The sequence below is a fragment of the Streptomyces sp. NPDC088745 genome (genome assembly GCF_044751045.1).
Classification (GTDB): domain Bacteria; phylum Actinomycetota; class Actinomycetes; order Streptomycetales; family Streptomycetaceae; genus Streptomyces; species Streptomyces cremeus.
Window position 1 is genome coordinate 203,060 of the sequence record NZ_JBIVLB010000010.1, and the last position, 25,965, is coordinate 229,024.

Sequence of the window (25,965 nt, forward strand, 5' to 3'; positions counted from 1 at the left end):
GCAGGAGTGGGAGCAGCATGAGCGAAGCTGGTGGGCGTGAGGAGTCCGCGGCCGTACGGCGCGAGGCCGAGGTGCGGGCCGCGGCGTACGCGCGGGCGTTGGGCGACATGCTGGAGCCGGGGCTGGCGAACACCTCGCAGAACGCGCTCGCGAAGGCCACGCACGTCGCCCCCTCGACGGTGTCGCGGTACCTGTCCGGGGAACGGATCGCACCAGCAGAGTTCGTCCAGGCCGCCGTGGCCTTCCTGGCGGACCGAGGCGAGGAGGTCGCGCCGGAGGTTGTGGAGGAGCTGAACGTGCTGCGTCGGGCGGCACAGAGAAGCAGCCCGCGCCCGGACACCAGGGCGCTGTACTGGATGGAAGAAGCAAGGCGGGCCACCGATGCGCGTGCCCGCAGCGAGGAGGCGCACCGGGCGACCGCCGGGGAACTGGAGGAAGTCGCCGTACGGCTGGGCGCTCTGGAGAACGAGCTCGACCAGGCCCTCGCGGGGCGGGCGGCCGCGGAAGAAGAGCGTGATGCCAACCGGGCCGCTTTGGCCGTCCAGCAGGAGCAGTTGGCGCACGCCCAGCGTTATGCCCGGCAGATCGAGGGCGAGTTGACCGCGCACCAGGCGGAAGTGCACCTGCTGCGCAGAGAGGTTACGGTGCTGCGCCACCAGGTGGAGAGGCTCCGCGACGAAGCTCCGCCGACAGTGGGCGGGGAGACCGTTCCCGGTATGGCAACGCAGGTCACCGCCCCCGTGGCCGCCGGGGCGGTGCACACGGAGCCCGGAGAGGCCGTCTCCTTCGCACCGCCCGGGCCTGCTTCTGCGCGGTCACCGGGTGGCGGGCGTGCTCCCTCCCGCGTTCTGCCGGCTGTCCCGCGCACCGATTTCCGGCGCACGGTGCTGAGCGTGGTCCTGATCGTGCTGGCCTGCGGCCTTCAGGTCGCGTCGTTTCAGCAGGCCGGTCTCGACAGGGCGGACAGGATCCCGGGCGGGTGGCTCCTGCTGCTCATGATCTCGCCACTCGCGGCCGTACTGGGAACGCTGTGGGTACACCACCGAGGCCTGCCCACCCCCCTCGTGGTCGGCGGCGGGAGCGTCCAGGGGTGGACCATCACGTCGGTCGGCGACCGCCAGAACCCGCGAGAGCTCCGCATCAAGCCGCAGCACTCACGAAAGCCGCAGAAGGGACGTCCGTCGGCACCCACCGGCGGTTCGGTGCGCCTGGACGTCCCGTGGCGGGGCTCCGGCCGCAAACATCCGCTCCCCGACGACGTACGGCCGCAGTACCTCACCGCAGCCTTCGGCGGCTTCCTCCGCCTGCGGGGGCGGGTCCCTGAAGACGTGCACGTGCGGTGGCAGCTACGCACCGCCGCACGCGGCCGTCTGCTGGCCGAGGGAACCCTCAGCAAAAACCGCAGCTCGACCGACCTCAGGAATCAGATCCTCCTCCCGCACACCCCGGGCAAGACCCCCCTGCTCACCGGATGCCACCTCACCTGGCAGGCCCACCGCACCCCGAAACCCGGCACCGCATACCCGCTGGTCTGGCCAGAAGACCTCCACCTCACCTGGGCATCCCCCGGCCTCCACGGCCCCGCGAAAAAACTCACCCGTGCCACACAGCAGTAGGGCAGATGACCGAGGACCAGGCCGGCGGCCGCTGCTGTGGACCGACCGGGCCGTGAGGGTGCGTGTCAGGAGGAGCCGAGCCCGTCCTCGGGCTGAGGTGACCGTACGAGTGGCCGGTCACGGTTCCGTAGGCCGCCGTGCGCACAAGGGCGAGGGTGTCGGCCTCCTCGACGAGCCCTGCGCAGAGGGGTTCCTCCAGCGGATCCGGAGGGCTGTCATTGACGAAGAGCGCAGCTCTTCCTTCGGGGGGTCTTGAAGGTTTGCCGTGACAGCATGCGCGTGTGAACTTCGGGTCGGTCCCGCCCCGATGGGCACCGGTTCTCCGCAGATCGGCAGACCGCGCGAGCCGCGAACCGCGCGCTGGAGTCCCTGCGTGACATGGGGCTGCTCGCCGCAGCCGATCGGACGGGACTGCGCATGTTCTCCTGCCACTCGCCGAGGACATCCCTGTCGGGCTGGACACCGACGAGAAGGTGGATGCGCACCTCGCGGCCGACGAGGAGCACGTACCCGAGGACGTCGACGGCCCGGGGACAAGAAGTGGATCTCGCTGATGCGCTCGCCTTGCTTCAGGGGTAATCGTCTCGGCCGGGCTGTGCTGGCAGGGTTGGCGATCACTCCGCGTCGGAGGATGCGGACCAAGACGGAGAGGCATGCCATGTCCACGGCCGCAGGTACGAACACGCGCACCGTCGTTGAGGAGTTGCTGCGCAGGATCGGCGAAGGCGACCCGGAGCGCATCGCCGAACTGTATGCCGAACACGGCGATTGGAAGCTCAACTGGCCGGAAGGCGAACACGGCCGCGCCGCCACGCCGTGGATCCGTCACCGGTCCACCCGGGCCGACGCGGCCGCACACTATCGCGAGCTTGCTGAGCACCATGTGCCGGAGCACGTCGCTACTGAGGTCGAGCGCGTTCTTGTCGACGGAGACGATGCGGTGGTGCTGGGCGAGATCCGCCAGACGGCACGGCCCACGGGCCGGGCGTATCGGGCCCGGTTCGCCCTTCACCTCACCGTCGAAGACGGCCTTGTCACCCGGCACCATGTCTACGAGGACAGCCTCGCCGTCGCCCGGGCGTTCGAGACGGAGGACCGGTGAGGGGCTACCGGATCACCGGCCAAAGTTCTGGTCACAGCCACTCGTCGACGGCTGCGACGAGAACGGTTGCTTCGTAGCGGACGGCGGGTTTGTCGTAGCGGGTGGCGGCTGGCCGGTGCCTTCTGAGGCGGTTGCTGCCGCACTCGACCGCGTGTCGTTCGGGGTGGTCAATCGTGTCGAACGCTGGCGGGCGGCCGCCGTGACCAGCAGCACCCGCTCGGCGAGCGGCAGCGCCCATGGCCGGCCTCCGTCGGGACCGTTGCCGCCGCGTTCGCGCGCCACCTCACGCATCGCTCATACCGTCTGTGTACGCCGCCTCGGTGCCACCTGCGACTCGTGAGGTCCGGGCCCTGGCGGGACAGGAGGTACATGCTTGGGGTGCCGTCTGCCGCGTGAGCGTCAGTGGTGCCGTTGCATGTCGAGACGGGACCGGTACGGACGGGCCGGATGCATGACCGGCACGTCCCCACCGCCGAGTTCCACCCAGTCGAACAACACGGGACCGGTGCGGTGCGGGGGCCGTGCGGCGACGGCGGGCCTGACGGTGCGCGGAGAGATGAAGTGGTGGCCCCGTGTACGTGCGACGGCACGGGACCACCGGTGCTTCGTCCTGTCGGGAACGTGCACGCACGACCGTACGGGCACCTGTGTCCGGCCGCATCCCGGCGGGCCCGTACGCACGCAGGCGGGTGACAGCCGGTCAGTCCCGGAAAGTGATCACGATGATGACGCCCACCATTGCGGGAGCGGCCGTCGCGAGCCCGGAGGCGATCGCTGCCGGGCTGAGGACGAGTGCCGGCGGTGGCCTGGCCGCCGCGCTGAGTCCGTCGGCGCGCGGCGGGGGCGGTCCGCGGCTGGTCGGGCAGTCGCTGTTGTGCCCGGTGCTCGGCGACCGCGACGACAGTGCTTCGGCTCATCGGATGGAAAAGGTCGATGTCTGGGCCGAGGCCGGAACGGCTCCGGGCGGAAGGCCCTGCCCAGGTCCACGTGTGGGGCACAGACGGGTCGCCCTGCGCCGCGCCCGCCCGCGCCACGGATCTGTCCGGGCTGCTGCCCGCCTTCACCGGCGTCGGCTCCGCGGAAACGCTGCACGACGAGGCCGTCGCCCATGCCGACCGGTATCTGACGGGCCGGCGACTCTGCCGAGCTGCATGCGTGGTCCCGGGGGCTGCCACACGTTCGACCTGGTGGTCCCGGGCGCGGTGATCAGCCGGGCGGCGTGGCAGACCCGTCGTTCCTGGCTGGAGCGGGTGCTGGCGGCGGATCGACGTCCCGCTCGGGTCCCGGGCGGACACACCCGGCACACCCGCGACCAGACGGCCCGCCCAGGCCGCCCGGTCCGGCAAGAGCGGTTCCCCGGTGCACGGAAGGTACTGACCAGCCGACCGGAGCGGGTTGACGCGGCTTCAGGTCATTCACGTCATTGCGGCTCTGCCGATGGAGCAGGTGGAAGTCGCACGGTGCGGCGTGCGACGTCCGTCGTCCTGTGTCCGGCGTCCTCAACGAGAACGCCGCGCGGCACCCCTGCGGTTCCGCTTCCGCGACCGGGTCCGGGACTGTATACGGTCGCGCAGCGAGGTCAGGCGCGGCATGCGTTCGCGCTGTTCACGCGAGTACCGGTCCAGTTCCTCCAGGAGCCGGCGTGAACGGTGCTCGACGTCCATTTCGTCGATGATGCGGTTGACCTCGCTCAGCACCGCGCCCTGCAGTTGCCACTGCCGCGGGTCGCGCCGGACGTCGTCGAGGAGCAGCGCGGCCAGCTTGTCCCGGGTGATCGCGGCCTGCCGCAGTTCGGCGGAGAGCCGTTCCTCGGCGGACTCGGCGTTGTCGCTGACGCTGGTGGTGACCAGGACCGCGAAGCTGACTACGGCGTCGGCGATCTCGGACAGGAGCTGCTCGACCTTGGCACCCGTCTCGGGCGGGAACAGCGGCTCGGGTTCCCGTTCCTTCGCGAGGTCGGTGAAGGTGCGGGCGAGCACCCGCATGACCACTGTGCAGATCTCCAGCGTGTCCAGACCGGAGCGCAGCACCACCCGGTGCAGCAGCCCCTCGCGCACGCGGGGGTTGAGCCGCAGACTGTCTTCGGCCTGCCGGAGGTCCTCGTCCACCTCGCCGATCTCGTGGTCGAGGCGGCGGGCCTCGTGCAGCCGGGCCGCCGCCTCATGGAACGCCGTACTGCCCGCTGCCTCCTCGCCCATCCGCAGCATCAGTTGCCGCACCCGCCGGGCCAGCCCCTCGATCGACTCGCCCGCCTGCTCCACCCACACCGGGGGCGCGAGTACGAAGTTGAAGGCGAGACCGACGATCGCGCCGATCAGCGTCTCCACGACCCGCGCCCACGCCAGGGCCCCGTGCGAGGTCACGCCGAGCACCAGCATCGCGCTGATCGCCACCTCGGCCACGAACTCGTGCGCCCGCACGAGGTGTCCGACGCCCAGCGCCGCGACGATCACCAGCGCCAGGCTCCACCAGCTCAGGCCGACCAGTTGGCTGAAGGCGATGGCGACCAGGACACCGGCCACCACGGCGTTCACTCTGCGGAAGCTCATCTTGAGCGTCGCGTACAGAGTGACCTGGACGACCAGCAGAGCGGTGAGGGGCGCGGTGAGCGGCGCCGCCGACTTGTCGGGGGACAGGCGCACCGCGATCACGTAGGCGATCGACGCGGCGGCGGCCGAGCGCAGCGCCTGCACGACCGCGGGGTCCCGGAGCCACTTCATCCGCCGCAGAGCCGTCGCGGCCTTCTTACGTACCTTGTGCATCCGTAGGCTGTTCCCTTCGTCAGGCACATCGAACGTATTCGGACAGGACCGTAACCGGACAAACGGCGGCGGGGGCGTCCTACGCGCCACGCGCCGCAGTGCATCCGCGCACGTCGGGCGACCTGGTCGTCGGGCGACCCGGTCGTCGGGCGCTACGTTCGTCAGGCGTTCGCCGTGGCGAGAACGGCCGGCAGATCGCCGAGGGGTCCATGCGGCCCGTTCATCGACGTGCTGGTGAAGGTGTGCTCCGCGCCCGGCAGTGGCCTGGCGCAGTCCAGGGGGGCGGAGGCACCGCCGGGGGGCTACCGCTCCTCCTGGCTGCGCGACTCCGCGCTCGCCGTAGGGACGCTCCGCCCTGCGGGTTCGTCGACGAGACGCGGGTCCGGACCGACTGGCCGCACGTCACGGTCGGCGGCATCGCCGAGAAAGTGCAGGTCTTGTACGGGGTGGAGGGCGAGCGCTGTCTGCCCGAGTTCGAGCTCCCGTGACTGCCTGGTCACGGGAACTCCGGGCCGGCGCACGTCGGAAAGGGTGCCGCGCGCCAACTCCAGGTCGACGTCTGCGGCGTCGGGTACGAGGCCCACGAACGCCACTCCTCAGAGGATCGGCTTCCGGCGTTCGTACCTCTCGGAGAGGGGCCCGAGTGCCAGTTGGCCGACGGCCTGCCCGAAGAGGAATGCGGTGCCGGTGAGTTGGAGGCCGGAGGCGTGCGTGGGCAGCTCCCGGGCCGTGGCCGGAAAACCCGGAAGGTACATGTCCGTGGACAGTGGGATCACGAAGGACGGCGGCGCGAGGGTCCGCGGTCAGACGGCCGGGCGGGGACGGGGGCGCAGACCGGCCGGCTTGGGTGTGGGCAGAGAAGGGCTCAGACACTCCGGGGAAAGAGAGGGACGACAAGGCACGTTGACTTCAGACACCCCCGCCCGCGTCCTGCGGCTGCGAGAAGCGGATGAAACGGAGAAGCGGGGCTGCTTCCGCTGTCGGCGTCAGACCTGGAGGTCCTGCGCCATGTGCTGGACTCCCCCGTCGGTGTCGGCCAGTCGCAGACGGCCTTTACCTTGATGCCATGGAAGAGACGAACGCGAGGCGGCGGGTCGAGCCGGCGCACGAAGACGTGCACGCCGGTGAACCCGGCACGCGCGCGCGGTGCCTGCCCCAGCCCTGGATGCGCGATGCCTTCCGTCTCGACGGCAGTCTGAGGGACATTCGGGTCCTCGACACGACCCGGGTCGAGTGGATCGCGGTCCTCGAACGTCTGCGTGTCGCAGCCGACGAGACCGAGGTGGAGCACCCTTACTCCGCGCTTGATCCCGTGCGTCCGGCCTTCGCCGACCTCTTCCGCGTCTGGGCAGACGAGCCGGAGGGCCGGGGGACGAGTTTCGCCTTCCGGGCCCGCTTCGGCGCCGTCTGGTTCTTCGCCCTGCCCCACGACGAGGAGGAGATCGAGTTCTCCGTCCGGCCCGAGAGCGTCCTCGACGAGGCGGGGGTGGCCTCCGTGCTGCGGTTCCTGGCCGAGGTCGCGACGGCCGGCCGACGACGGGCCCTGATGACCGGCGAAACCGTTCGGTACGCCCCGGGGATGCCGACGCTGATCTCCCACGACCCCGTCACCGGCCTCACTTCCCACATCTGACCACATCTGAAGGGGCTCGTGGACGTGCACGCCACAAGGCTCTGTCGGGGGTCGTGCGCTGTCGCGGTCAGCTCACGGGCCGGGCCGCACCCGGTACATGTCCCTGACCGTCGGTGACCACCCTGGTTTTCACGTCGGCCTGTTTGTTCCTGCCGGACGATGTGCGCCAGGACCTTCAGGCGAGAGCACCTGTCGGTGGGGTCACCGGCACTCGTTCTGGTCACGCCCGGTCCTGCCACACCCTCCCGCCGACGTCTTTGTCACCGCTGGCCGCACGCCGCTGGCAGCGCAGGTTGAAACCGGTGTTCCCCTCCACCGTGCCGAGATAGAACTTGGAATCGTCTCCCGGATCGATGTAGACCCAGGACAACAAGCCGATGCCGTCCACGTAGAGCCGGCACCTTTCGCCCAGTGCGGCGTGGTCGGTCACCGTGATGGAGATTTTGCGCGGGCCCGAAGTCTTCCAGGCCGGCGGATACGGTTCGCACACCGTTCCCGCCGTCACAGCGGGATAGCAGTAGAAGGTCGTCGGCACTGTCGAGACCGCTGCCGAACTGTCGGGCGCCCCCGTGAAAGCGGCGGCACTCGCAACGACCAGTCCGGCCAGCCCTACAGCTGCACGCTTCATTCGTCTCTCCTGACGCGTTTCGTCGGCTGGGGACAGCGTGCTCACTCGCCCGGTCGGCCGTGCCAGGTGAGAAGGGACGACCGGCCAGGATGTTTCCGTCGAACAGCACACTCCCCCCGTCCGCTGCGAGGGCGGAGCCCCGGCCTCTCCAGCATCCACCGGGACGCCGACCGGGCACAAGGGGCGCACGCGCGCCCGGAGCCCGTCGAGACGGCGCACGCCGGCTGAGTGATCACACATGATGCTGCTGAGAGCCCGACCGCTCGGGTGGGAGACCCCGAAGGAGAAGCGGTGCATGCGCTGTTCCGCGAATCCACCTGCCGTACGGCGGTGATCCGGCCCTCGACTTCATCGTGTTCATCGTGCGAGCGCGGCCGGTGTTCATCGTGTGAGCGCGGCCGCCGGGTGAGCGTCGAGCCCCCGGTGCGCACCTGGGACGGCGACCGCCTCGACTGCTTTCACGAGGGGCCGATTCAGCCGATCACCTTTGTCGTTCGCTGGAGTTCGCGGTGCGGTGCCGATGGGGGACGAGGCCGCCGGCTAGGCCGTTTCTTTCAGATCATCTGATCGCTGGTTGGTGTGTGTCATTGGCTGATGCGCAGTGGGTGGGAATCGAGCCGTTGCTGTCGGATCGGATGCCGAGGTGGGGCGGGTGATGGCGGGATTACCGGAGGCCGCGCGCTACGCCGAAGTCCGTCGCAGGGGACCCGGTCCGATGAAGTCGTGATAATCGCTGGATGCGACGTCGGTCCGACCTCTACCTTCGCACGGTGAGCCACTATGCGATGTCAGCCGAGGATGCACTCGCGCTTCTGGAGCGGCTCCACGCCCACGGCGTAGATGCGTGTGTGGGTGGTGGGTGGAGCGTGGATGCACTGCTCGGGAAGCAGACGAGAGATCATTCCGACCTCGATCTATGGGTGCCGGCCGTACATCTTGACGCGCTGTTCGTTGCGTTCGGGGAGGCCGGCGTCGACCGAATCTTCCCGTGGCCTGGTGACAGGCCGTGGAACTTCGTTCTGCACGACGGCGTAGGGTTGCGGGTCGACTTGCACCTCTACGAGTCTCTTGCCGATGGATCGCTGCACTACGGATCCGTGGTGGATGGCGATGCCTTTCCGGCTGAGGCACTCGCCGGACACGGTTTCATCGCCGGGACCGCAGTGCGTTGCGAGTCGGCCGAGTGGGCGGTGCGCTGCCATACGGGATACCCGGCTCGTGATGTCGATCGCCACGATGTCCCCTTGCTGTGCCGGAAGTTCGGGATCCCGCTGCCTGAGAGTTTCGAGCCCTGAGTCCCCCAAACCGTTTGATTGGGATCACCTGGCTGACCAAATGAAGATGGCGGCGAGGTGGAACGCGGCAAGGCAGGTGGTGGCGGTTTTGTCGTAGCGGGTGGCCAGACCGCGCCATTGCTTGAGCTTGTTGACGCAGCGTTCGACGGTGTTGCGCTGCCTGTAGGCCTCGCGGTCGAAGGCTGGCGGTCGCCCACCGAGGCGGCCCCGCCGCTTGCGGTTCGCGGCCTGGTCCGCGGGTTGAGGGATGACTGCTCGGATTCCGCGCCGTCGCAGGTGGCGGCGGATTGCCCGCGAGGAGTAGGCATTGTCGGCCAGGACTATGTCGGGGGTGATTCTGGGCCGGCCGACCGGTCTGGGCACTCGTATCTGGTTCATGACCTGCTCGAATGCCGGTGCGTCACCTGCCTGGCCCGGCGTGAGGACGAAGGCGAGGGGCCGGCAGCGGCTGTCGGCGGCGAGGTGGATCTTCGTGGCCAGTCCGCCGTGGGACCGTCCGAGGGCATGGTCGTGCGGCTCGCCGGGCGGAGCCCCTTTTGACGGGCCCCGGCCGCGTGCTGGTGAGCGCGGACGACCGTGGAGTCGACCGCGATGACCCAGTCGAGGTCTCCTTCGGCATCGGCCTGGGCGAGCAGGGCGGTGAAGACCTTCTCCCATGTGCCGTCGACCGCCCACATCCGCAGCCGGTTTGGGGCGCCCTTCTACGACCCGAGGCGCTCGGGTAGATCCATCCACGGCGTGCCGGTGCGTACTTGGACACAATCGCATCGATCACCTGCCGGTGATCCCGTCACCGCCCACCCCGTCTCGGCGTCCGATCCGGCAGCAACGGCTCGATCCGCGCCCACTGCGCATCAGTCAACGACACACACCAACCAATGACCAGATGATCTGAAAGAAACGGCATAGCCGACTACGCGTACGTCGGAACGCCGGGATGTCGACGTTCCGGCCCTGCCGAAAGCGCGGGCGCTCTCAACTCGTCCGTCCGCGTGCCAGATCTTCGGGACGAGAACACAGCCGTCACCGGTGTCGGCGGGCCGACGTCGTCGTACTGCCTGTCCTCCCGCCGGGACTCGTGCCGACGCGGTCGTTCCCGGCGACGACGGTGCCGTCGTCGGTTTCGCCCGAGTCGCCTGGCGCGTGCAGTACCTGCGACCAGGAGCAACAACAGCGCGAGCAGGGTGGCCATGACCGCCTGAACCGACAAGCAGCGGCCCGTCGGATCAGGCACCGACTGATCGCCGGGGCGGTGACCCGCGGGTTCTCCGAGAAGGCCGGTGTCCTGCCGTGCCCGGCCCGCGCGGCATGGCCGAGCGGGCCTTCCACGTACGCCCGGAGGCTGACGGCCGCGTGTCTCCGGACCGGGTGCGGTCGGCACGGCTGTGCGGTGGCCGCCCGGTGTCCGAGCGGCCCGAGGCCCTGTGCCGGTGCGCCAGCTACAGCGACGCGGCCGGCCGCCGGGGCCGACGCGCCTTCCTCGTCGGCGGAAGGGCTCGACACTCATGGGCCGGGTGGCCTGCGGCATCTCCCTGGACGGGGCGCGACACCAGCGCGAAACTGAAGTGGAATATAAATTCAACTTGAGAAGAGGTTTTCCACTTGTTACGTTGTGCGCATGGCAGAACGCCCCCTGCGCCGCGACGCGGAGCGCAACCGCCGACTCCTGCTGGAGACGGCCCACGCCCTGATGGCGCGTGACGGACTGGAGGTGACGTACGAGGAGATCGCCACCGCTGCCGGTACCGGCATGGGCACCGTCTACCGCCGGTTCCCCGATCGGCAGGAGCTCGTGGACATCCTGTTCGCCGAGCACATCGACGCGGTGGTCGAGCTCGCCCGGCAGGCGTGTCAGTACGACGACCCATGGGCCGGACTCACCTGGTTCATGGAGCAGCAGCTCGAACTGGAGGCGGGCAACCGTGGCCTCGGCCAGCTCTTGCGCGGCGGTCACCAGTCGTCCGAACTCGTGATCCGCGGGCGTGCTCGGATCACGCCGCTCGCAGCGGACCTGCTCAAGCGGGCGATCCGGGCCGGACAGCTGCCGGCCGCGGTCCTGCCCGCCGACCTGGTCACCATCCACCTCATGGTCGGTGCGGTGATGGATGCCGCCCGACACGTCGACCCGGACCTGTGGCGGCGCGCCCTGACTGTGGCACTCGCCGGGCTCCAGCACGCCGAGCTGCCCGCCAGGCAGCCGGACGACAACCTCATCGATCGCCTCTTCGGCGTCCCCGCCGCACCGCGAGACAAGAAAGCCGCCCATGAACCTGCCGAATGACCTGGTCGATGTCCTGCACACCCCGGCCCTCTGCTTCCTGACCACCCTCATGCCCGACGGCTCCCCGCAGATCACCCAGACCTGGGTCGACACCGACGGCGACAACATCCTCATCAACACGGTGACCACGCACCAGAAGACGAAGAACATCGCCCGCGACCCACGCGTCGCCGTCGCCATCGCCGACCCGACCGCGCCGGCCCGATACTGGGCAGCCCGTGGCGCCGTCACCTCGTCCACGACGCAGGGCGCCGAGCAGCACATCGACAAGCTCGCGCACAAGTATCTGGGGCGCCCCTACCCGCAGTTCGGCGGCCCACAGCAGGAACGCGTCCTGCTGACGATCAGTGTCGACACGTTGCACACCCCTCGGCGCTGAGCAGGCAGCGGAAGCCGGGGTCCGAGCGATCCGTTCGGGCCCCGTCACGGGGTGCGCCGGATTCCCCGGCGCGTTCCATAAGCGGACCGCCCTGCTCCCCCGTCTCGACACCTCGCGGCGCACGGCACGAGGTCGCAGCCGTGGAGAAGCGCGCGGCGGACGAGTCGTCGGTCCGGCGTGCCCGTGGCGACCGGCGTCCGCCTCCCGCCCGGTTCGGCTATCGCAGTTCGTCGTCCCCGGCCTCCGGGGCCGGGGGCTCCTGCCACGTCAGGGTCTGCAAGGGCGACCGCAGGCGCCGGGACGGGCCGGGCAGGGGTCTCATCACGGCGGAGGCCTCGTCGCTGAAGTAGGCGACAGGTCTGCCGGGGGCGCCCGCGGGCCCGGGTCCTGCTGTGCGTGGCATCTCGGTGGTCATCTGGTTCCCCTGGTTCGTCGCGGGCCATGCCCGGTTGAAGGCCGCCGCACCGGCCGGCTGCGAAAGCGTAACCAGTGGAAAGCCCCGGTCCGGCTCGGCGGGCGGAGCGGTCGGCGAAGATGAGGGGAACTGTTCACCCGTCATGTGCAAGGAGCGTCCGCGCAGATGCATCACTCCGGTTCCGGTTCCCGCCCGAGGCCGCCGACGATCTCCGACGTCGCTCAGGCAGCCGGGGTCTCCCGGACCACGGTCTCCCATGCGCTGAACGGCATCGGAAAGGTCGATCCCCGGACCCGTGAGCGCATCAAGCGGACCGCCGCCGAGCTGGGGTACCGGCCCAACCTCCGCGCCCAGCGGCTGCGGCGGGGCGAGGCGAAGACCATCGCGCTCGCCTCGTCGATGCCGTTCGCCGTGGCGGGCGGGCCGTCACGGCTCGGGTTCTACATGGAGGTCGCCGCGGCCGCCGCGGAGAGCGCGCTGCTGCACGACTACGCGCTGGTGCTCGTGCCGCCCGTGCAGTCGACGTCCGCGCTGTACTCCGTGGACATCGACGGGGCCATCGTGGTCGAGCCGGACGTGGGCGACGCCGCCGCGGCGCAGCTCGCGGAACGGAACCTCCCGTACGTGGCGCTGGGCCGGCCGGTGTCGGAGGCCGAGCGGGTGCCGTACGTCGACCTGCGGGGCGGGCTCGTCGCCGAGCTCCTGCTGCGGCACCTGTACGAGCAGGGGGCCCGGCGGCCCGCGCTCATCGTCGGCGCCGGCGCGCGGCACTCCTCGGTCGACGCCCTCGCCGCGTACGAGCGGGTCGCCGGGCGGTACGGCTGGGAGCCCGTCGTGGCGAGTGCTCCGGAGGAGGGCGGCGAGCAGGCAGGTTACGAGAGCTGTGCGGCCCTGCTCGCCGCGCACCCCGGGCTCGACGCGGTGTGCGCCATGGTGGACGCGTTCGCGGTGGGCGCGGTGCGGGCCGTGACGGACAGCGGGCGGTCCGTACCGGACGACGTGCTGGTCGCCACCCGCTACGACGGGCTCCGCGCGCGCACCTGCGAGCCGCCGTTGACCGCCGTCGACCTGCATCTGGACCGTGCCGCGTCGGACGCCGTCGCCCTGTTGCTCGGCCGGCTGCGCGGCGAGGACGCCGCCGCCGCGGTGGCGACGGCGCCCGAGCCGCGGGTGGTCGTACGCCGGTCGACGACGCGGTGAGCTCGCGGCAGCGGAACTCGCCCGCGCGGGCTCACCCCGTACGTCCGGGAGCGGTCACAGGCCGATGATGAGGACCGCGCCGGAGACCAGGGCGAAGACGAGGACGCACAGGCGCATGCGGCGCGCGTCGAGCCGGTGGTGGACCAGGCGGCTCAGCCAGGCGCCCACGGCGATCACCGGTATCAGCGCCGCCGCCAGGCCGAGGTCGGCCGGCCGCCCCTCCCCCGTCGCGAACAGCAGGAGCAGCGAGGCGACTTCGCCGACCAGGAAGCAGGCGGCGACGGTCGAGCGCAGTTCCGCGGGCGGCCGGTGCTGGTAGACGAGGGCGAGCGGGGGGCCGCCGACACCGGTGGCGGTCTCCGTCAGGCCGGTGACCGCGCCCGCCCCCACGTACGCCAGCCGGCCGGGGGTGAACGCGGGCGCGGCGAGGCTAACGACAGCGGCGAGCACGGTGGCGACGCCGACGAACAGGCCGATGCTGCGGTCCGGGATCAGCCAGAGCAGCGCGAGCCCGCCCGGTGTGGCGGCGAGCCGTGCCGCCGTGACCCATCCCGCGCCGCGCAGGTCCAGCGAGGCGCGTTCGCGCCAGGCGACGTACAGGTTGAGCGGGATCATGGCCGCGAGGACGAAGACCGGGAGCAGGCCGGGGTCGAGTATCCCCGCCACCGGGGCGACGATCAGGGCGAAGCCGAGGCCGCTGCTGCCCTGGACGAACGCGGCGACCGCCACGGTGACGGCGAGGATCAGGAGTGCTTCGGTGCTCACAGCGCGCGGCTCCGCTCGCGGGCGGCGGTGGAGGTGGGGTGCGCGCGGGTGATGGGGGCCTTGGCGACGGTGGCGCGGGCCAGCCGGGCGGCCTGCTCCACGAGGGCGGGGCCGTCCCAGTCGACCGGGTCGCCGCGCCACAGGCGCAGGCGTCCGGCGACGTACACGGCGGTGATCTGGTCGCGGTTGCCCCGGCGGACCAGTTCCCAGGGCACGTCCCAGGAGAGGGCGAGTTCGGGGCCGGTGACGTCGACGAGGAGGAAGTCGGCGGCCAGTCCCGGGGCGACGGTTCCGGTACGGGCGCCGAGGCCGGCCGCGTCGGCGCCGCCCGCGGTGGCGTGCTCCAGCCAGGTCCAGCCCGCGCCGCAGGAGGAGTCGCCGGTGGCCAGGCCGTACGCGATGCGCTGGGCGAACTCGGCCGCGTCCGCCAGCCGGAAGCCGTCGCCCCGGGTGCCGTCGGTGCCCAGGCCGAAACGGATGCCGCGCTCGGCCATCGCGGTGGCCGGGGCGACGGCGTTGCCCTTCCAGGCGCTGGCGACGGGGTTGTAGCTGACGGCGGTTCCGGTGTCGGCGAGCAGGGTCAGCTCGTGCGGGGTGAGCAACGTGACGTGGGCGGCGAGGAGTTGGGGCCCGAGGGCGCCGATGCGGTGGAGGTGTTCCAGGGGGCGCAGTCCGTGGCGTACGAGCGAGCGCTCGACGCTCGCCAGGTGCTCGTTGACGTGGATCTGCACGATCGCCCCGGCGTCGGCGGCGAGACGGGCGGTGCGGTGGAGGGTGTCCGGGGTGGCCGCCTCGGGGATGGAGACGGCGAGGGACGGGTGGATGAGGGGGTCGTCCGCGAACCGGGCGAGGTGCTTCTCGGCCGCTTCGGCGACGGGCGCGGCCGGGGCGGCGGGGCGCCCGGCGTCCGGGACGTCGTTGCAGACGAGTCCCAGCACACAGCGGATTCCGGCGTCCCGGGCGGCCGAGGCGACGACGCCGACGTCGACGGCCGCGCGCGTACCGGCGTCGGTCACGGTGGTGAAACCGCCGCGCAGGGCTTCCAGGGCCGCCAGCTTGGCGGAGACGTAGGCCGCTTCCTCGTCCAGCGCGCCTTCGAGGGGCACCCAGACCCGGCGGAAGATCTCCGACGGCTCCCCGAAGGCGAGTGCGGAGCCGAAGCTCTGGGTCAGGTGGTGGTGGGCGTCGACGAAGCCGGGCATCAGGAGGTGGCCCGGCAGGCGGACGGCGTCGAGTCCCGGATGCGCGCGCCGGAGGACGTCGACGGGGCCGACGGCGCGGAAGACGCCGTCGGCGACGACGACCGCGTGGCCTTCGGCGAGGCCCTCCGGCAGGAGTACGGCGTCGGGGGCGAGGAGGACGGGGTGCGGGGTGTGCAGGAGGTCTGCCATCGCGGGCAGGGCGGGGGTGCGGGCCGGGTGCGGGGAGAGCTGGTTCATCGGTCGCTTTCCGTGCGTGCGGGGGTCGGCCGCGCGGCGATGCGCGGCCTGACGTGGTGGAAGAGGATGTTCAGTACGGCGGCGACGAACGCGCCGACGGCGACCCCGCTTTCGAGGAGGATGCGCAGGTTCGGCGGGAAGCCGGCGTACACGCCGGGGAGCAGGATCGGCAGCAGGCCGAACGCGAGGGCGACGGCGCAGATGAAGGTGTTGGTGTGCTGGTCGAGGTCGGAGCGGCCGAGCATCTGCACGCCGAGCACGGTGATCACCGCGAAGACGATCATGGCGGTCCCGCCGACGACCGCCGAGGGGACGACGCTGATCGCCCGGGTGACCGGTGCGCAGAAGCCGATCACGACGAGGACCACTCCGGCGGCCGCGGTGACGTAGCGGCTGCGTACGCCGGTGACGCGGACGATGCCGATGTTCTCGCCGCTGGTCACCATCAGCGGCAGGCCGAAGAACCCCCCGAACACGGAGGTCAGGGCGTCCCCCCGGACGGTCCGGGGGACCGCGTCGCGGGTGTCGATCTCCTTGCCGACGGCTTCGGCGTTGATGACCGTCTGGCCGGTGGCCTCCGCCATCGAGGCGAGGCTGTAGAGCATCAGCGGCAGCGCGGCGACCAGGCTGAACTGCGGGGAGCCGAAGGGCATCAGCTCCGGCAGGCTCACCAGGCCGCCCTCGGCGGCGGCGCCGAAGTCGACGTGGCCGAGGAGGGCGGCGAGCACGGTTCCCGCGAGGAGGCCGAGCATGACGGCCAACTGCCGCAGCAGGCCCGTGAACAGGAGGTAGAAGACGACGGTGAATCCGATGGTCGCCATGCCGAGCATCAGGTTCGTCGGATCGGCGAAGCCGCTCTCGCCGGGCCGGCCGGTGACGAGCACGGCGCCGACCTTCACCAGGTTGACGCCGACGATGACGATCATCGTGCCGATCACCAGGGCCGGGAAGAACCGCAGGAGCCGCGCGAAGAGCGGCAGTACGACGAAGCAGAACACGGCGGTGAGCACGACCGCGCCGGTGGCGGTCCTTACCCCGTGCTGCTCGGCGATCGCGAGGAACAGGATGAGCGGCGCGCCGCCCGGCAGCATCACGAAGGGCAGCTTGGGCCCGAACTTCCAGGGTCCGAGCGACTGGATCAGCGATCCGACGCCGGAGAGGACGAAGGCGGCGGAGAGGAGGTTGACGGTCAGTTCGGGGCCGAGGCGCAGGGTGGCGCTCATCAGGAAGATCGCCGAGATGGGGGTGGCCGCCATGACCAGGACGTGCTGGATGCCGAACAGAACGATCCGCCCGAGGGGCCGGGCCTCGTCGACGGGGTGGACGGCGGGGCGGGGTGTGCCGGCGGGGGACGTGGGGGCGGTTGGTGCGGGCTCGGGCGGCGTGGAGTCGGCTTGCGTGGGGGCGGCCTGGGCGGGGGCTGCTCGTACGGGGCTGGCGTGTGCGGGGCCGGCTTGTGCGGCGTCGGCTTGTGCGGCGTCGGGGTCGTCGGCCGGGCTGGTCCGTGGGGGTTCCGTCCCGGGCGGGGGCGTGCGGTGACTGGACATGTTCGAGCTCCGATCGGGCGTGGGACATGCTCGGACAGCAGAAGCGCTACGGCCCTGGACGGAGGGCCAAATCGATTTGGCCAAACCGATTTGGCCGTCAGTATGTGAGGCCGCTTCGACAGCCGTCAAGGGGTGTGCGTCGTCGCGCAGGACAGGCCGGAGCATCGGATTCGGCGGTCCGGGGAGGGGCGGGACGCCGGGTGACCAGGGGCTGGGCGTGGGTGGTGGTGGCCCGGACGTCGGTTGTTTCAGAGGCCGTGAGGCGGTGGTGTGAGTCGAATGACGGGCGGGGTGAGACGTACCAGCGGCGACCCGGGGGCGTACAGCGGCACGGGCCGGGCCGGGGGCCCGTGCCGGCCGTTCGCGGAGGCGGGTTGTGGCACTCGGCGACGGGTGGGGGCCGTGCGCGGGCACGCGCCGCCACCTGGGACGACTGCCGTGCGAGGGCACGCGCCGCCACCCGGGTGGCTACCCGTGGACGGGCGGAGCACGGAGGGAACGGACCTCTTCCGGCACCGCTCTGCCGAACGGGGGTCTACTACCGCTCCTCCGCGGGCGCCCGTCGGTCCGGCCGTCCTTCCGGGGCCGTCGGCCGGCGCAGCGGCCAGAGGGGGGCGGCGGCCGGGCGGGCGGGGGTCGACGCGGCCAGGTGGCGGAGGAGGAGGGCTGCCTGAGCCGGTGTCAGGGCGAGTTCCTCGGTGATGCGCCGCGTGGTCACGTACGCGATGCCCCGCAGCACGGTGTTCCGTTCCCATGCGGCGTGCCGTGCCAGGAGGTCCGCGGGATCGGGGCCGGGAGCGGGGGCGGGCGGGGCGGTGGGGAGTCGGCGGGCGGCGCGGTCGCGTTCCCGGGCGATCTCGGAGAATCCGCAGACGGCCAGGGACGCCTGTTCCGCCCCGGCCAGATCGGTCGTCCGGGCGAGGGCGCGGGCCAGCGGGTTCAGGGCGAGGGCGCGGTCGAGGGTCAGTTCGTGCACGTGGGCGCTCGCGGGGCCGAGGAGGACCGGGTGCGGGAAGTCCCGGGTGCCGCACACCCCGCGCACCCCGCGCGCCGCCGCCACCAGCAGGGCGCTCGCCTCGGAGGGGTGCCACTGGAAGACCGCGTCCACCGCGTCCGTGTCCCCCGCGGTGAGGGCGAAGGCGGCGGGCCCGAGCCGTGGCAGCAGATCGCGTTCGGGCACTTCGCCGTCCAGCCCCGGCCCGGCGACGAGCACCCGCACACGCAGGTCCGTACGGGCGCAGGCGGCCAGGACGAGGGCGTCGCCGAGCGGGCTGCGCAGGGTGGGCTCGCGTCCGTCGGCCACCACGTCCCCGCCGACGTCGACGACGTCCACCTCCCGCGTCCCGCAGAACACGGCCGCTTCGGCGATCTGCCGGGCCAGCGACTCCGCACCGCCGTAGGGGTCGAGCAGCCCCAGGCCCGGAGCCAGGTCGCGGGCGAGGCGGGGCAGCAGCGAGCCCGCCGGGGGGCGGGGCGCCGACCCCGCGACGACGAGGTCCAGGTGCGGCGTCACGGGCACGGTGCCGGTGAAGTCGGCGGGGCGGCGGGGGCCCGGCACCGGGTCGACCACCAGGCGTTCCCAGGCGTACGTGAGGACCAGCGCCGGTGTCCGGGGCCCGTACAGGGCGCTGTGCACCATGGTCGTGGCGATGGCGTCCCCGCCGCCGCCCGCGGCGATGAGCAGCCGCCGGCCGGTGCTCGGCCCCCCGGCGTCCCTCGGCGCCCGCGCCGTCTCCCGCGTCATGCGCGCCCCCTCGTGTCCCGCTTTTCCTCGGCTCATGGGCACGACTTCTATCCCATCCGGACCCCGCATTTCCGGGGGCGGAGAAGAATGGCTGTTTTCCGACCTCGCATTGCTCGTACCAGCCGCCGCGGACAAGAAAGGGAAACAGTCCGTTTCGCATGTGCGCACGTTTTCCACAAGGGCAGGATCATGCAAATTCACCGGATGTCGAGATCGCCATGTTGTGGTTTCCGACCATATCCCTCCATGACGTTCCGTCACTAACCTTGCACACGGCGCGACATGGTCCGACACGACGAAGGGAACCGCCCCCGTGGCCAACTCCGTACCGTTACACCTGACCTCCCGCGCACCCGAGGCCCCGGAGACGCCGTACAAGCAGTACGTGTACGCGTATCCGCACCAGAAGTCCTACCGGCTGCTGACGGACGGGCCCCTGCTGAGCGAGCTGTGGTCCCGGGAGCGGCTCGACGCCCTGTCGCTCTACGTGCACATCCCGTTCTGCGAGATGCGCTGCGGCTTCTGCAACCTCTTCACCCGCACCGGGGCCCCCGAAGAGGTCACCGGAGCTTTTCTCGGCACCCTGCAGAGCCAGGCGCGGGTCACCCGCGAAGCATTGGAGGCCAAGGGCGAAGAGATACGTTTCACGCTCGCCGCATTCGGCGGCGGCACTCCCACCTATTTGACGGCCGCCGAACTGACCCGGCTGTGCGACATCTGCGAAACGGAAATGGGGGTGGACCTCGACGCCGTGCCCTGGTCGGTGGAGACCTCGCCCGCCACCGCGACGGCGGACCGCCTCGCGGTTCTGGCCGAGCGCGGCGCGACCCGGCTGAGCATCGGCGTGCAGAGCTTCATCGACGCGGAGGCGCGCGCCGCCGTACGCCCGCAGAAGAGGTCCGAGGTCGACGCCGCGCTGGAGCGGCTCAAGGCGGCGGCGTTCCCCGTCCTGAACATCGACCTGATCTACGGCATCGACGGCCAGACGGAGGAGTCCTTCCAGGTCTCGCTCGACGCCGCCGTGGGCTGGGAGCCCGAGGAGATCTACCTCTACCCGCTCTACGTACGCCCGTTGACGGGTCTGATGGCGCGTCACGACAAGAGCGGGGAGCTCTGGGACCAGCAGCGGCTGCGCCTGTACCGGTACGGGCGCGACCACCTGCTGGCGTCGGGGTACGAGCAGACGTCGATGCGGGTCTTCCGGCGGCTGGGCTCGGCGGCGGCGGAGAGCGCCGAGGACACCAGCATCAGCGAGTACAACCAGCAGGCGGGCATGGTCGGACTCGGCGTGGGGGCCCGGTCCTTCACCACCGACCTGCACTACACCACCGACTACGCGGTCGCGGTGTCGGAGGTGCGGCGCATCATCGACGACTACATCGCGACCCCTGACGAGACGTTCCGGCGGGCGCAGTGGGCGTTTCGGATGGACGACGACGAGCGGCGCCGGATGTTCGTGCTCCAGCAGCTCCTGGAGTCGGTGGGCATGCGCGGCGACGCGTACCGGGAGCGCTTCGGCACTCGCTTCGAGGACGACTTCCCCGCCGAGTTCGCCAAACTGTCCGCCGAGGACTGGGTGCGCGTGGAGCCCGGCGGACTGCTGCGGCTGACCCCGGAGGGGATGGCCAGGGCCGACGCCATCGGGCCGATGTTCTTCTCGTCCCGGGTGAACGAGGCGATGGCCTCCTACCAGGACCGCTGAGGACGCGGGCGCCCACCGGGCCGGGTCGCACACCGGCGCGGTGGGCACCCGTGGAGTCTCTTCAGTGCTGGTACTAGCGGAGGGCCGGGCGGTACGGGGCTGCGGCCGGCCCGTGTCAGCCGGGCGTGTTCCGGTCGTGGGGCTCCGGGGCGCGGCGTGCCGGCGCGGAGGGGACGCGGCCGGCGGCGGGGCGGATCCGAGTGGGCGGCACCGCGTTCGGCGCGGGCGCCGGGGTCCGGGGGCGGCGCGTGGGAGCCGGTACGGAGACGACGACCAGGCCCGCGAGCAGCAGGACGGCTCCCGCGCCGGCGACCGGGCTCCAGCGCTCCCCCAGCAGGACCAGGCCGAGCACGGTCGCCACCAGGGGCTCGGCCAGGCTGAGGGTGCCCGCCGTGGCCGCGCTGATCCTGGTGATGCCCCGGGTGAACAGCAGGTAGCCCAGAGCCGTGGTCGCCAGGGCGAGCCAGCCGACCAGGAGCAGGGTGCGCGGCTCGGTCAGCCCCTCGGGGGCCACGAACAGCACCGGCGAGACCAGGAGTCCGGCGCAGACCACGCTGACGGGTGCCGCGGACCTGGTGTCCGCTCCCCGGTCGGCGATGCGCTTGGTCATCGTGATGTAGACGCCGAAACTCGTTCCGGCCACCACGGCGAGGAGGATTCCGGCCGGATCGGCCCGGCCCGATGAGCCCGGCACCAGCAGCAGGGCGATGCCGACGATCGCGCACGGAGTACCCGCCCACCAGGCCCGGGAGAGCCGCTCCCCCGTCAGGGCGTAGGTGCAGATTCCGGCCACCACCGGCACCGTGCCGAAGGCGGCCGCGGTGGCCAGCGCGGCGCCCGCCTTGGCCACCGCCGCCAGGAAACAGGCCTGGAAAGCGGCGGTGACCAGGATGCTGACGGCCATGGGGCCCCGCACCCCGGGTCGCCACAGCGTGCGCAGTCCCGGCAGGCGTGCGGTGAACGCTCCGAGCACCAGCCCCCCGAGGAGCATCCGGCAGGCCCCCACCGCCACCGGCGACGCGCTCGATTCGGCCAACACCTGGGCGGGTCCGACCGTGCCCCACAGGAGGGCGGCGGCGAGCACCGGCGCCACTCCCGCGTAGCCCGCGTTCCGCGCGTCGGCGACACCGCCGCTGCTGTCCTTCACCTGTTCGCTCACCCCGTCCACCGGTTCCGACGCGTCGGCCGGGCGTCCGCGCAGGGCGTGGGTCACTGTGCGGAGTCTCCCGGCTTCACCTGCGCCCCACGCTAACGAGGCGTCAGAACGGCTGGCCATAGGGAGATCGCCCAACGCCGGACGGGAGGAACGGCGACACGTCGTGCGTTTCTCCAGGCCCGTCGCGGGAGTGCCGGGGACGCACGTCCCTCCGCGTTGAAGCGGCCAGAATTCAGGTTGGTCGGGACGGCGAGGACTCGGGCTGCCGAGGCCGCCGGTGGCCGCCGGTGCGCTGGACCCCCACACGCTCGGCCCGCCGTCGCCCTCGGTGTACCCGTCGTAGAGGTGGCGCCGTCGGTGTGGACGCCGGTGCGGCGGCAGACACCCGTGACCCCGTACAAGGTGTTCAGCGCCCGCGCCTCACCCCGGCTGCGGATGTCCTGGGCGGTCCACAGACGCACCAGGACACCGACCGCCGTCACAAGGCCGGACCCGGACTGCTCACCGCGGCTGCGGACCCGTCGCCGCCCGCGCAGGGCCCGGCGGCCCATCCTTCGCGTCGGCAGATGCCTGGCGCGGGCTGGATGATGCCTGGCAGAGGCAGCCTCCGGTGTCCGCCATCATCATTCGCGAGGACTGCGCAGCTTCGGGGTGCATGCGTCGCTGGACTGCCGAGCGGGTCATGTCGAAGCGTGATGTGCGGGTGTGCGGGGGCTCCGCCACGGTCAACCGACGCCATCAGGTCCGTCGAGCACGGCCAGAACTCGATGACGGTGGGCGGGGGGGTGCAGCACGGATTCAGGGCTTCGGGTGGGCGTCCGTCTTCATCGCCCAGGCGCTGCCGGTGCAGCCCGCGGGCGTGGGCGGGAAGCGGTGGCCCTTCACGTCCGTGCTCCAGTGATGCCCCTCGCCGCAGTCGCACTCGTAGATGCCGCTCTCGGGCACGATCTCACCGGGATGCCATGTTCTCCGTGCGTCGCTCATACCTTCTGTGTACGCCGCTCCAGTGCACCCTGCGACTCGTGGGGTCCGGGCTCCGGCGGGGGATGCCTGCTGGGGTGCCGTCAGTCGCGAGAGCGTCGGTGGTTTCGCCGAGTGTCCGACGGGAACGACACGGGCGGCTCGCCTGCCATTGCCGACACGTCCCTACCGCCGAGACCCACCGCCCCGCCCCCGCCGTGAACCCGGCGCTCTTGTCACAGCGCACCGCGCTGATCCTCTTCATGACCGTCGTCTTCGGCACCGGCGTGCTGACCTTCATCACCGTCGGGAAGTCCCACCCCTCCTCCCCCAAGGCGGTCCTCGCAGGCTCCATCGCGGCCGGCACCCGCACGGCAGGGCTGCACAACCTGCCCGGCCCCGGTGTCGCCGCTCGCGCGTCGGCCCGGAAGCAGGAGAGGCAGGTGCCGCCCGCCTTTCGGGGCAGCATGGGCACCGCGCTTGTGATTCCGGAATCGTGGTGGCCGTCCCGGCACCGGCGTTTCACCCAGCGCGCTCTGCCGTGAGGAGGTAGTAGTCGAGGATGCCGTGTTCGTAGGCGCGCAGGAAGTTCCGCGGCCAGGTCCCCGGCGCCCACCACCGGCTGAGCCAGAGGTCCCAGCCCGGCCAGACGTGCGCCCCGATCGACTCGACGCGCACGTGCGTGAACCCGTCCTCCAGCAATGCGTCAGCGAGTGCGCTCACCGGGCGTGCGATGTCCAGGCCGCTGGCGTACGTCTCCAGCAGCTCCGCGAGCTCCCCGGGTCTGCCGGGCAGGTCGTCCACGGTGAAGAAGCTGGTGACAGCCACGCGGCCCCCCGGGCGCAGCACCCTCCTCGTCTCTGCTGCGAAGGCACGGAGGTCCGGGAAGTGCTGTGCGGCCTCCACGCTGATGACCGTGTCGAACTCGCCGTCGCCTGCGGGCATGGTCTCCGCGGCGCCCTGGACGAACCGCAGCCGTCCGGGTTCCCGCCGGAGCAGGTCGGCATGGGCGTTGCGCGCCCGTCGTAGCTGGTCGGGGTGGATGTCCAGGCCGGTGACCGCGGCCGGGGCGTACTCCCGCAAGGTCACCTCGCAGCCCATGCCGAGACCGCAGCCCACTTCCAGCACGTGCGCCGCCCGTGGCGGGCCGGTGGCGTCCAGGACATGACGGTAGAGGTCTTCCTGGCTGCGGATGCGTTCCGTCTCGCTGAGCGGCAGGCCCAGGTCGATGGCGTCCCAGTACCCGAAGTTGACGAATCCCCCGGCGAAGATCGGGGCACCGCTCAGGTCCGCCGGACCGTAGGTCTCCCGCACCGCGGGATGCATGACGGGATGATCCTGCTGAGCACCGTCGGGCACCGTGCCGCACCTCCCTGAAGCGTCCCCGCCCGTGCGGCGGTACGCAGTTCTTCACCGAACACGCCCATGCTGCGGCACCCGCCCGGCCTGGGCAACGGCACAGTGGTGCCGGGTGTCTGCGTTCCCGGGTTCCGCTGTGCCGAGCCGGGTGGGCATCACTTCGGTCGAGCGGACCGCGTACCCGCGATGCGGAAGTCGGTTCCGGGGGCGGGGAGTTGCCTGTCGAGCCGGTGGAGGTAGCCGGTGGGACGTATGTCGCAGAGGGAGACGCCGGCGTCAACCGGCGATGAACACCGGCAGGTCGGGGGCCGTGGCCACGATCAGCACACTGAGGACCCCGAGTGCCCAGCCGGCGGTCATGACGGTGTGTGGGCCGCGTCGGTCGAGGATGCGGCCGGCCCACCTGGATTCCGGCGAGGGCGGAGACGACGGGGCCGAGGGAGAACGCCGCGGTCGCCCCGTTCGGCCGACCGGTCGCGGCCGGTGTCCTGTCCCGGTCGCGGTCCCGTTGCCTGGGCGCTGCGGTCGGTCACGAGCTGCAGCAGCCGCCCGCGGGGGCTTCCCCGGTGACCGCCCCGGCTGCGGCGGGGGCGCCGAGCTGGACGAGCTGCGGGGTGGGCGCGCAGCAGCCGTCGCCCTCCTGGGTGTCGGGGGCGTCGAACAGGCTGGCGCCGCCGCACACTCCGGTTTCGGGCAGGGTGAGCTCCACGCGGTCGGCCGCGTCGAGGTCGCCGGCGAGGGCGGCGGCGACGGAGCGGACCTGTTCGTAGCCGGTCATCGCCAGGAACGTCGGGGCGCGGCCGTAGGACTTCATGCCGACCAGGTACACGCCCGGTTCGGGGTGGGAGAGTTCGCGGTGGCCGTGCGGGTAAACGGTGCCGCAGGAGTGCTGGTTGGGGTCGATCAGCGGGGCCAGTCCGACGGGTGCCTGGAGGCGCTCGTCGAGGCCCAGGCGCAGTTCGTCGAGGAAGGTGAGGTCGGGGCGGAAGCCGGTCAGGACGATGACCTCGTCGACCGGGTCCAGGCGGCGGCCGTCCTCGCCGACCAGGATCAGGCGGCCGTCGTCCGCCCGCTCGACGGCCTCGGTGCGGAAGCCGGTGACCGCGTCCGCGTGGCCCTCCTCGACGGCGGCCTCGGCCGCCAGGCCCAGGGCGCCGCGGGCCGGGAGCTGGTCGGCTTCGCCGCCGCCGAAGGTGGAGCCGGAGATGCCCCGGCGCAGGACCCACACGCCCTTGGTGCCCGCGCCGTCGTCGGCGGTGGCGAGGTCCGCGAGGTGGGCGAGAGCGGTGAAGGCGGAGGCGCCGGAGCCGATCACCGCGGTGCGCCTGCCCGCGTACCGGGCGCGGACGGCGGGTTCCTTCAGGTCGGGGACGCGGTAGGTGATCCGGTCGGAGGCGGCCTTCTCACCGAGCGCGGGAAGGCCGCTGCCGCCCGCCGGGGACGGCGTGGCCCAGGTGCCGGAGGCGTCGATGACGGCGCGCGCGAGAAGCCGCTCCTCGCGGCCGTCGGCACAGGTGATGTGCACGACGAAGGGCTGCTGTTCGCGGTCGGCGTCGACGATGCGGTCGCGGCCTGCGCGGGAGACGCCGGTGACGGTGGCGCCGGTGCGGACGAGTTCGCCGAGGGCGTCGGCCAGGGGCTGGAGATAGAGGTCGGCCCAGTCGCCGCCGGAGGGGTAGGCGGCCGGGTCGGGGCGTGTCCAGCCGGTGAGGGTCAGGAGCTTCTCGGCGGCGGGGTCGACGAGTTCGCCCCAGGTGGAGAACAGGCGCACGTGCGCCCACTCACGCACTGCGGCACCGGCCCTTGCGCCGGTTTCCAGGACCAGGGGCTCGATGTCCTGGTCGACGAGATGGGCAGCGGCGGCCAGTCCGGCGGGTCCGGCTCCGATCACGACGACGGGCAGCTCGGTGGTGGGCGCGTTCACGACGACTCCTCACGTGTTTCGACGTTTGTCGATGGCTTGCGCGGCTCAGCATGGCATC

General features: G+C 71.7%; 22 protein-coding genes and 2 pseudogenes. 9 read left to right on the plus strand and 15 right to left on the minus strand.

Translation table 11 applies throughout. The features are described 5' to 3' along the window. Positions 1 to 17 precede the first annotated feature (17 nt). A complete protein-coding gene (locus ACIP93_RS25165) occupies positions 18 to 1,616 on the plus strand; it encodes a helix-turn-helix domain-containing protein (protein WP_401761892.1) in 1,599 nt (532 codons plus the stop codon). Between the two features lie 658 nt (positions 1,617 to 2,274). Beyond that, on the plus strand, positions 2,275 to 2,718 hold the full coding sequence (locus tag ACIP93_RS25170) for a nuclear transport factor 2 family protein (protein ID WP_401761894.1): 444 nt from the start codon (positions 2,275 to 2,277) through the stop codon (positions 2,716 to 2,718). Between the two features lie 174 nt (positions 2,719 to 2,892). On the opposite strand, the pseudogene ACIP93_RS25175 reads toward ACIP93_RS25170, so the two are convergent. The 4 genes and pseudogenes from ACIP93_RS25175 to ACIP93_RS25190 form a co-directional block, all read right to left on the minus strand. Then, positions 2,893 to 3,003: pseudogene (locus tag ACIP93_RS25175) on the minus strand (IS5/IS1182 family transposase); the annotation flags it as partial. 1,214 nt (positions 3,004 to 4,217) lie between these two features. Beyond that, positions 4,218 to 5,480 (minus strand): aromatic acid exporter family protein, encoded by a 1,263-nt coding sequence (locus ACIP93_RS25180; RefSeq protein ID WP_401761896.1) that lies wholly within the window; start codon positions 5,478 to 5,480, stop codon positions 4,218 to 4,220. A 302-nt stretch (positions 5,481 to 5,782) separates the two neighbouring features. After that, on the minus strand, positions 5,783 to 6,064 hold the full coding sequence (locus ACIP93_RS25185) for a hypothetical protein (RefSeq protein WP_401761898.1): 282 nt from the start codon (positions 6,062 to 6,064) through the stop codon (positions 5,783 to 5,785). Between the two features lie 12 nt (positions 6,065 to 6,076). Next, complete coding sequence (locus ACIP93_RS25190; RefSeq protein ID WP_401761900.1) at positions 6,077 to 6,235, minus strand: hypothetical protein; 159 nt, start codon at positions 6,233 to 6,235, stop codon at positions 6,077 to 6,079. Between the two features lie 311 nt (positions 6,236 to 6,546). Between ACIP93_RS25190 and ACIP93_RS25195 the strand changes: the two genes are divergently transcribed. Then, entirely contained in the window at positions 6,547 to 7,113 is a 567-nt protein-coding gene (locus ACIP93_RS25195; protein ID WP_401761902.1) for a hypothetical protein, read from the plus strand. 220 nt (positions 7,114 to 7,333) lie between these two features. On the opposite strand, the gene ACIP93_RS25200 is transcribed toward ACIP93_RS25195, so the two are convergent. Further along, entirely contained in the window at positions 7,334 to 7,741 is a 408-nt protein-coding gene (locus tag ACIP93_RS25200) for a hypothetical protein (protein WP_345227225.1), read from the minus strand. A gap of 770 nt (positions 7,742 to 8,511) precedes the next feature. On the opposite strand from ACIP93_RS25200, the gene ACIP93_RS25205 reads away from it, so the two are divergent. Beyond that, positions 8,512 to 9,036: a nucleotidyltransferase domain-containing protein gene (locus ACIP93_RS25205; RefSeq protein ID WP_401761905.1), complete on the plus strand. Its 525-nt coding sequence runs from the start codon at positions 8,512 to 8,514 to the stop codon at positions 9,034 to 9,036. 24 nt (positions 9,037 to 9,060) lie between these two features. Here ACIP93_RS25205 and ACIP93_RS25210 read toward each other — a convergent pair. Continuing rightward, positions 9,061 to 9,943 (minus strand): annotated as a pseudogene (locus tag ACIP93_RS25210) (IS5 family transposase). Positions 9,944 to 10,654: 711 nt separating this feature from the next. Between ACIP93_RS25210 and ACIP93_RS25215 the strand changes: the two are divergent. Together ACIP93_RS25215 and ACIP93_RS25220 are read left to right on the plus strand one after the other, a co-directional pair. After that, positions 10,655 to 11,317, plus strand: a complete 663-nt coding sequence (locus ACIP93_RS25215; RefSeq protein WP_401761907.1) for a TetR/AcrR family transcriptional regulator — start codon at positions 10,655 to 10,657, stop codon at positions 11,315 to 11,317. Then, a complete protein-coding gene (locus ACIP93_RS25220; protein WP_345227230.1) occupies positions 11,301 to 11,696 on the plus strand; it encodes a PPOX class F420-dependent oxidoreductase in 396 nt (131 codons plus the stop codon). The genes ACIP93_RS25215 and ACIP93_RS25220 overlap by 17 nt, the downstream gene beginning before the upstream one ends. 217 nt (positions 11,697 to 11,913) lie before the next feature. Here ACIP93_RS25220 and ACIP93_RS25225 read toward each other — a convergent pair whose 3' ends face one another. Continuing rightward, complete coding sequence (locus ACIP93_RS25225; protein ID WP_401761909.1) at positions 11,914 to 12,111, minus strand: hypothetical protein; 198 nt, start codon at positions 12,109 to 12,111, stop codon at positions 11,914 to 11,916. Between the two features lie 165 nt (positions 12,112 to 12,276). On the opposite strand from ACIP93_RS25225, the gene ACIP93_RS25230 reads away from it, so the two are divergent. Further along, positions 12,277 to 13,311 carry a LacI family DNA-binding transcriptional regulator gene (locus ACIP93_RS25230; RefSeq protein ID WP_401761911.1) on the plus strand — a complete coding sequence of 345 codons (1,035 nt, stop codon included), beginning with the start codon at positions 12,277 to 12,279 and terminating at the stop codon, positions 13,309 to 13,311. Between the two features lie 54 nt (positions 13,312 to 13,365). On the opposite strand, the gene ACIP93_RS25235 is transcribed toward ACIP93_RS25230, so the two are convergent. From ACIP93_RS25235 to ACIP93_RS25250, 4 genes are all read right to left on the minus strand, one after another. After that, positions 13,366 to 14,076 carry a TSUP family transporter gene (locus ACIP93_RS25235; protein WP_401761912.1) on the minus strand — a complete coding sequence of 237 codons (711 nt, stop codon included), beginning with the start codon at positions 14,074 to 14,076 and terminating at the stop codon, positions 13,366 to 13,368. Continuing rightward, a complete protein-coding gene (locus ACIP93_RS25240) occupies positions 14,073 to 15,515 on the minus strand; it encodes an amidohydrolase family protein (protein ID WP_345227237.1) in 1,443 nt (480 codons plus the stop codon). Before ACIP93_RS25240 ends, ACIP93_RS25235 begins: the two co-directional genes overlap by 4 nt. Next, positions 15,512 to 17,062: a uracil-xanthine permease family protein gene (locus tag ACIP93_RS25245; protein WP_401761915.1), complete on the minus strand. Its 1,551-nt coding sequence runs from the start codon at positions 17,060 to 17,062 to the stop codon at positions 15,512 to 15,514. Before ACIP93_RS25245 ends, ACIP93_RS25240 begins: the two co-directional genes overlap by 4 nt. Before the next feature lie 538 nt (positions 17,063 to 17,600). Next, entirely contained in the window at positions 17,601 to 18,806 is a 1,206-nt protein-coding gene (locus tag ACIP93_RS25250) for a DUF1152 domain-containing protein (RefSeq protein ID WP_401761916.1), read from the minus strand. A 313-nt stretch (positions 18,807 to 19,119) separates the two neighbouring features. On the opposite strand from ACIP93_RS25250, the gene ACIP93_RS25255 reads away from it, so the two are divergent. Next, entirely contained in the window at positions 19,120 to 20,508 is a 1,389-nt protein-coding gene (locus tag ACIP93_RS25255) for an STM4012 family radical SAM protein (RefSeq protein ID WP_401761918.1), read from the plus strand. A 115-nt stretch (positions 20,509 to 20,623) separates the two neighbouring features. On the opposite strand, the gene ACIP93_RS25260 is transcribed toward ACIP93_RS25255, so the two are convergent. Together ACIP93_RS25260 and ACIP93_RS25265 are read right to left on the minus strand one after the other, a co-directional pair. Then, entirely contained in the window at positions 20,624 to 21,721 is a 1,098-nt protein-coding gene (locus ACIP93_RS25260) for a DMT family transporter (RefSeq protein ID WP_401761919.1), read from the minus strand. Positions 21,722 to 22,462: 741 nt separating this feature from the next. Further along, complete coding sequence (locus ACIP93_RS25265; protein ID WP_345227247.1) at positions 22,463 to 22,648, minus strand: hypothetical protein; 186 nt, start codon at positions 22,646 to 22,648, stop codon at positions 22,463 to 22,465. A gap of 209 nt (positions 22,649 to 22,857) precedes the next feature. Here ACIP93_RS25265 and ACIP93_RS25270 point away from each other — a divergent pair, with 209 nt between their 5' ends. Then, a complete protein-coding gene (locus tag ACIP93_RS25270) occupies positions 22,858 to 23,169 on the plus strand; it encodes a hypothetical protein (RefSeq protein ID WP_401761922.1) in 312 nt (103 codons plus the stop codon). On the opposite strand, the gene ACIP93_RS25275 is transcribed toward ACIP93_RS25270, so the two are convergent. Further along, entirely contained in the window at positions 23,147 to 23,950 is an 804-nt protein-coding gene (locus ACIP93_RS25275) for a methyltransferase domain-containing protein (RefSeq protein ID WP_401761923.1), read from the minus strand. The two genes, ACIP93_RS25270 and ACIP93_RS25275, sit on opposite strands and share 23 nt — an antisense overlap. A 562-nt stretch (positions 23,951 to 24,512) precedes the next feature. Beyond that, positions 24,513 to 25,907 carry an NAD(P)-binding domain-containing protein gene (locus ACIP93_RS25280; protein WP_401761925.1) on the minus strand — a complete coding sequence of 465 codons (1,395 nt, stop codon included), beginning with the start codon at positions 25,905 to 25,907 and terminating at the stop codon, positions 24,513 to 24,515. Positions 25,908 to 25,965 lie beyond the last annotated feature (58 nt).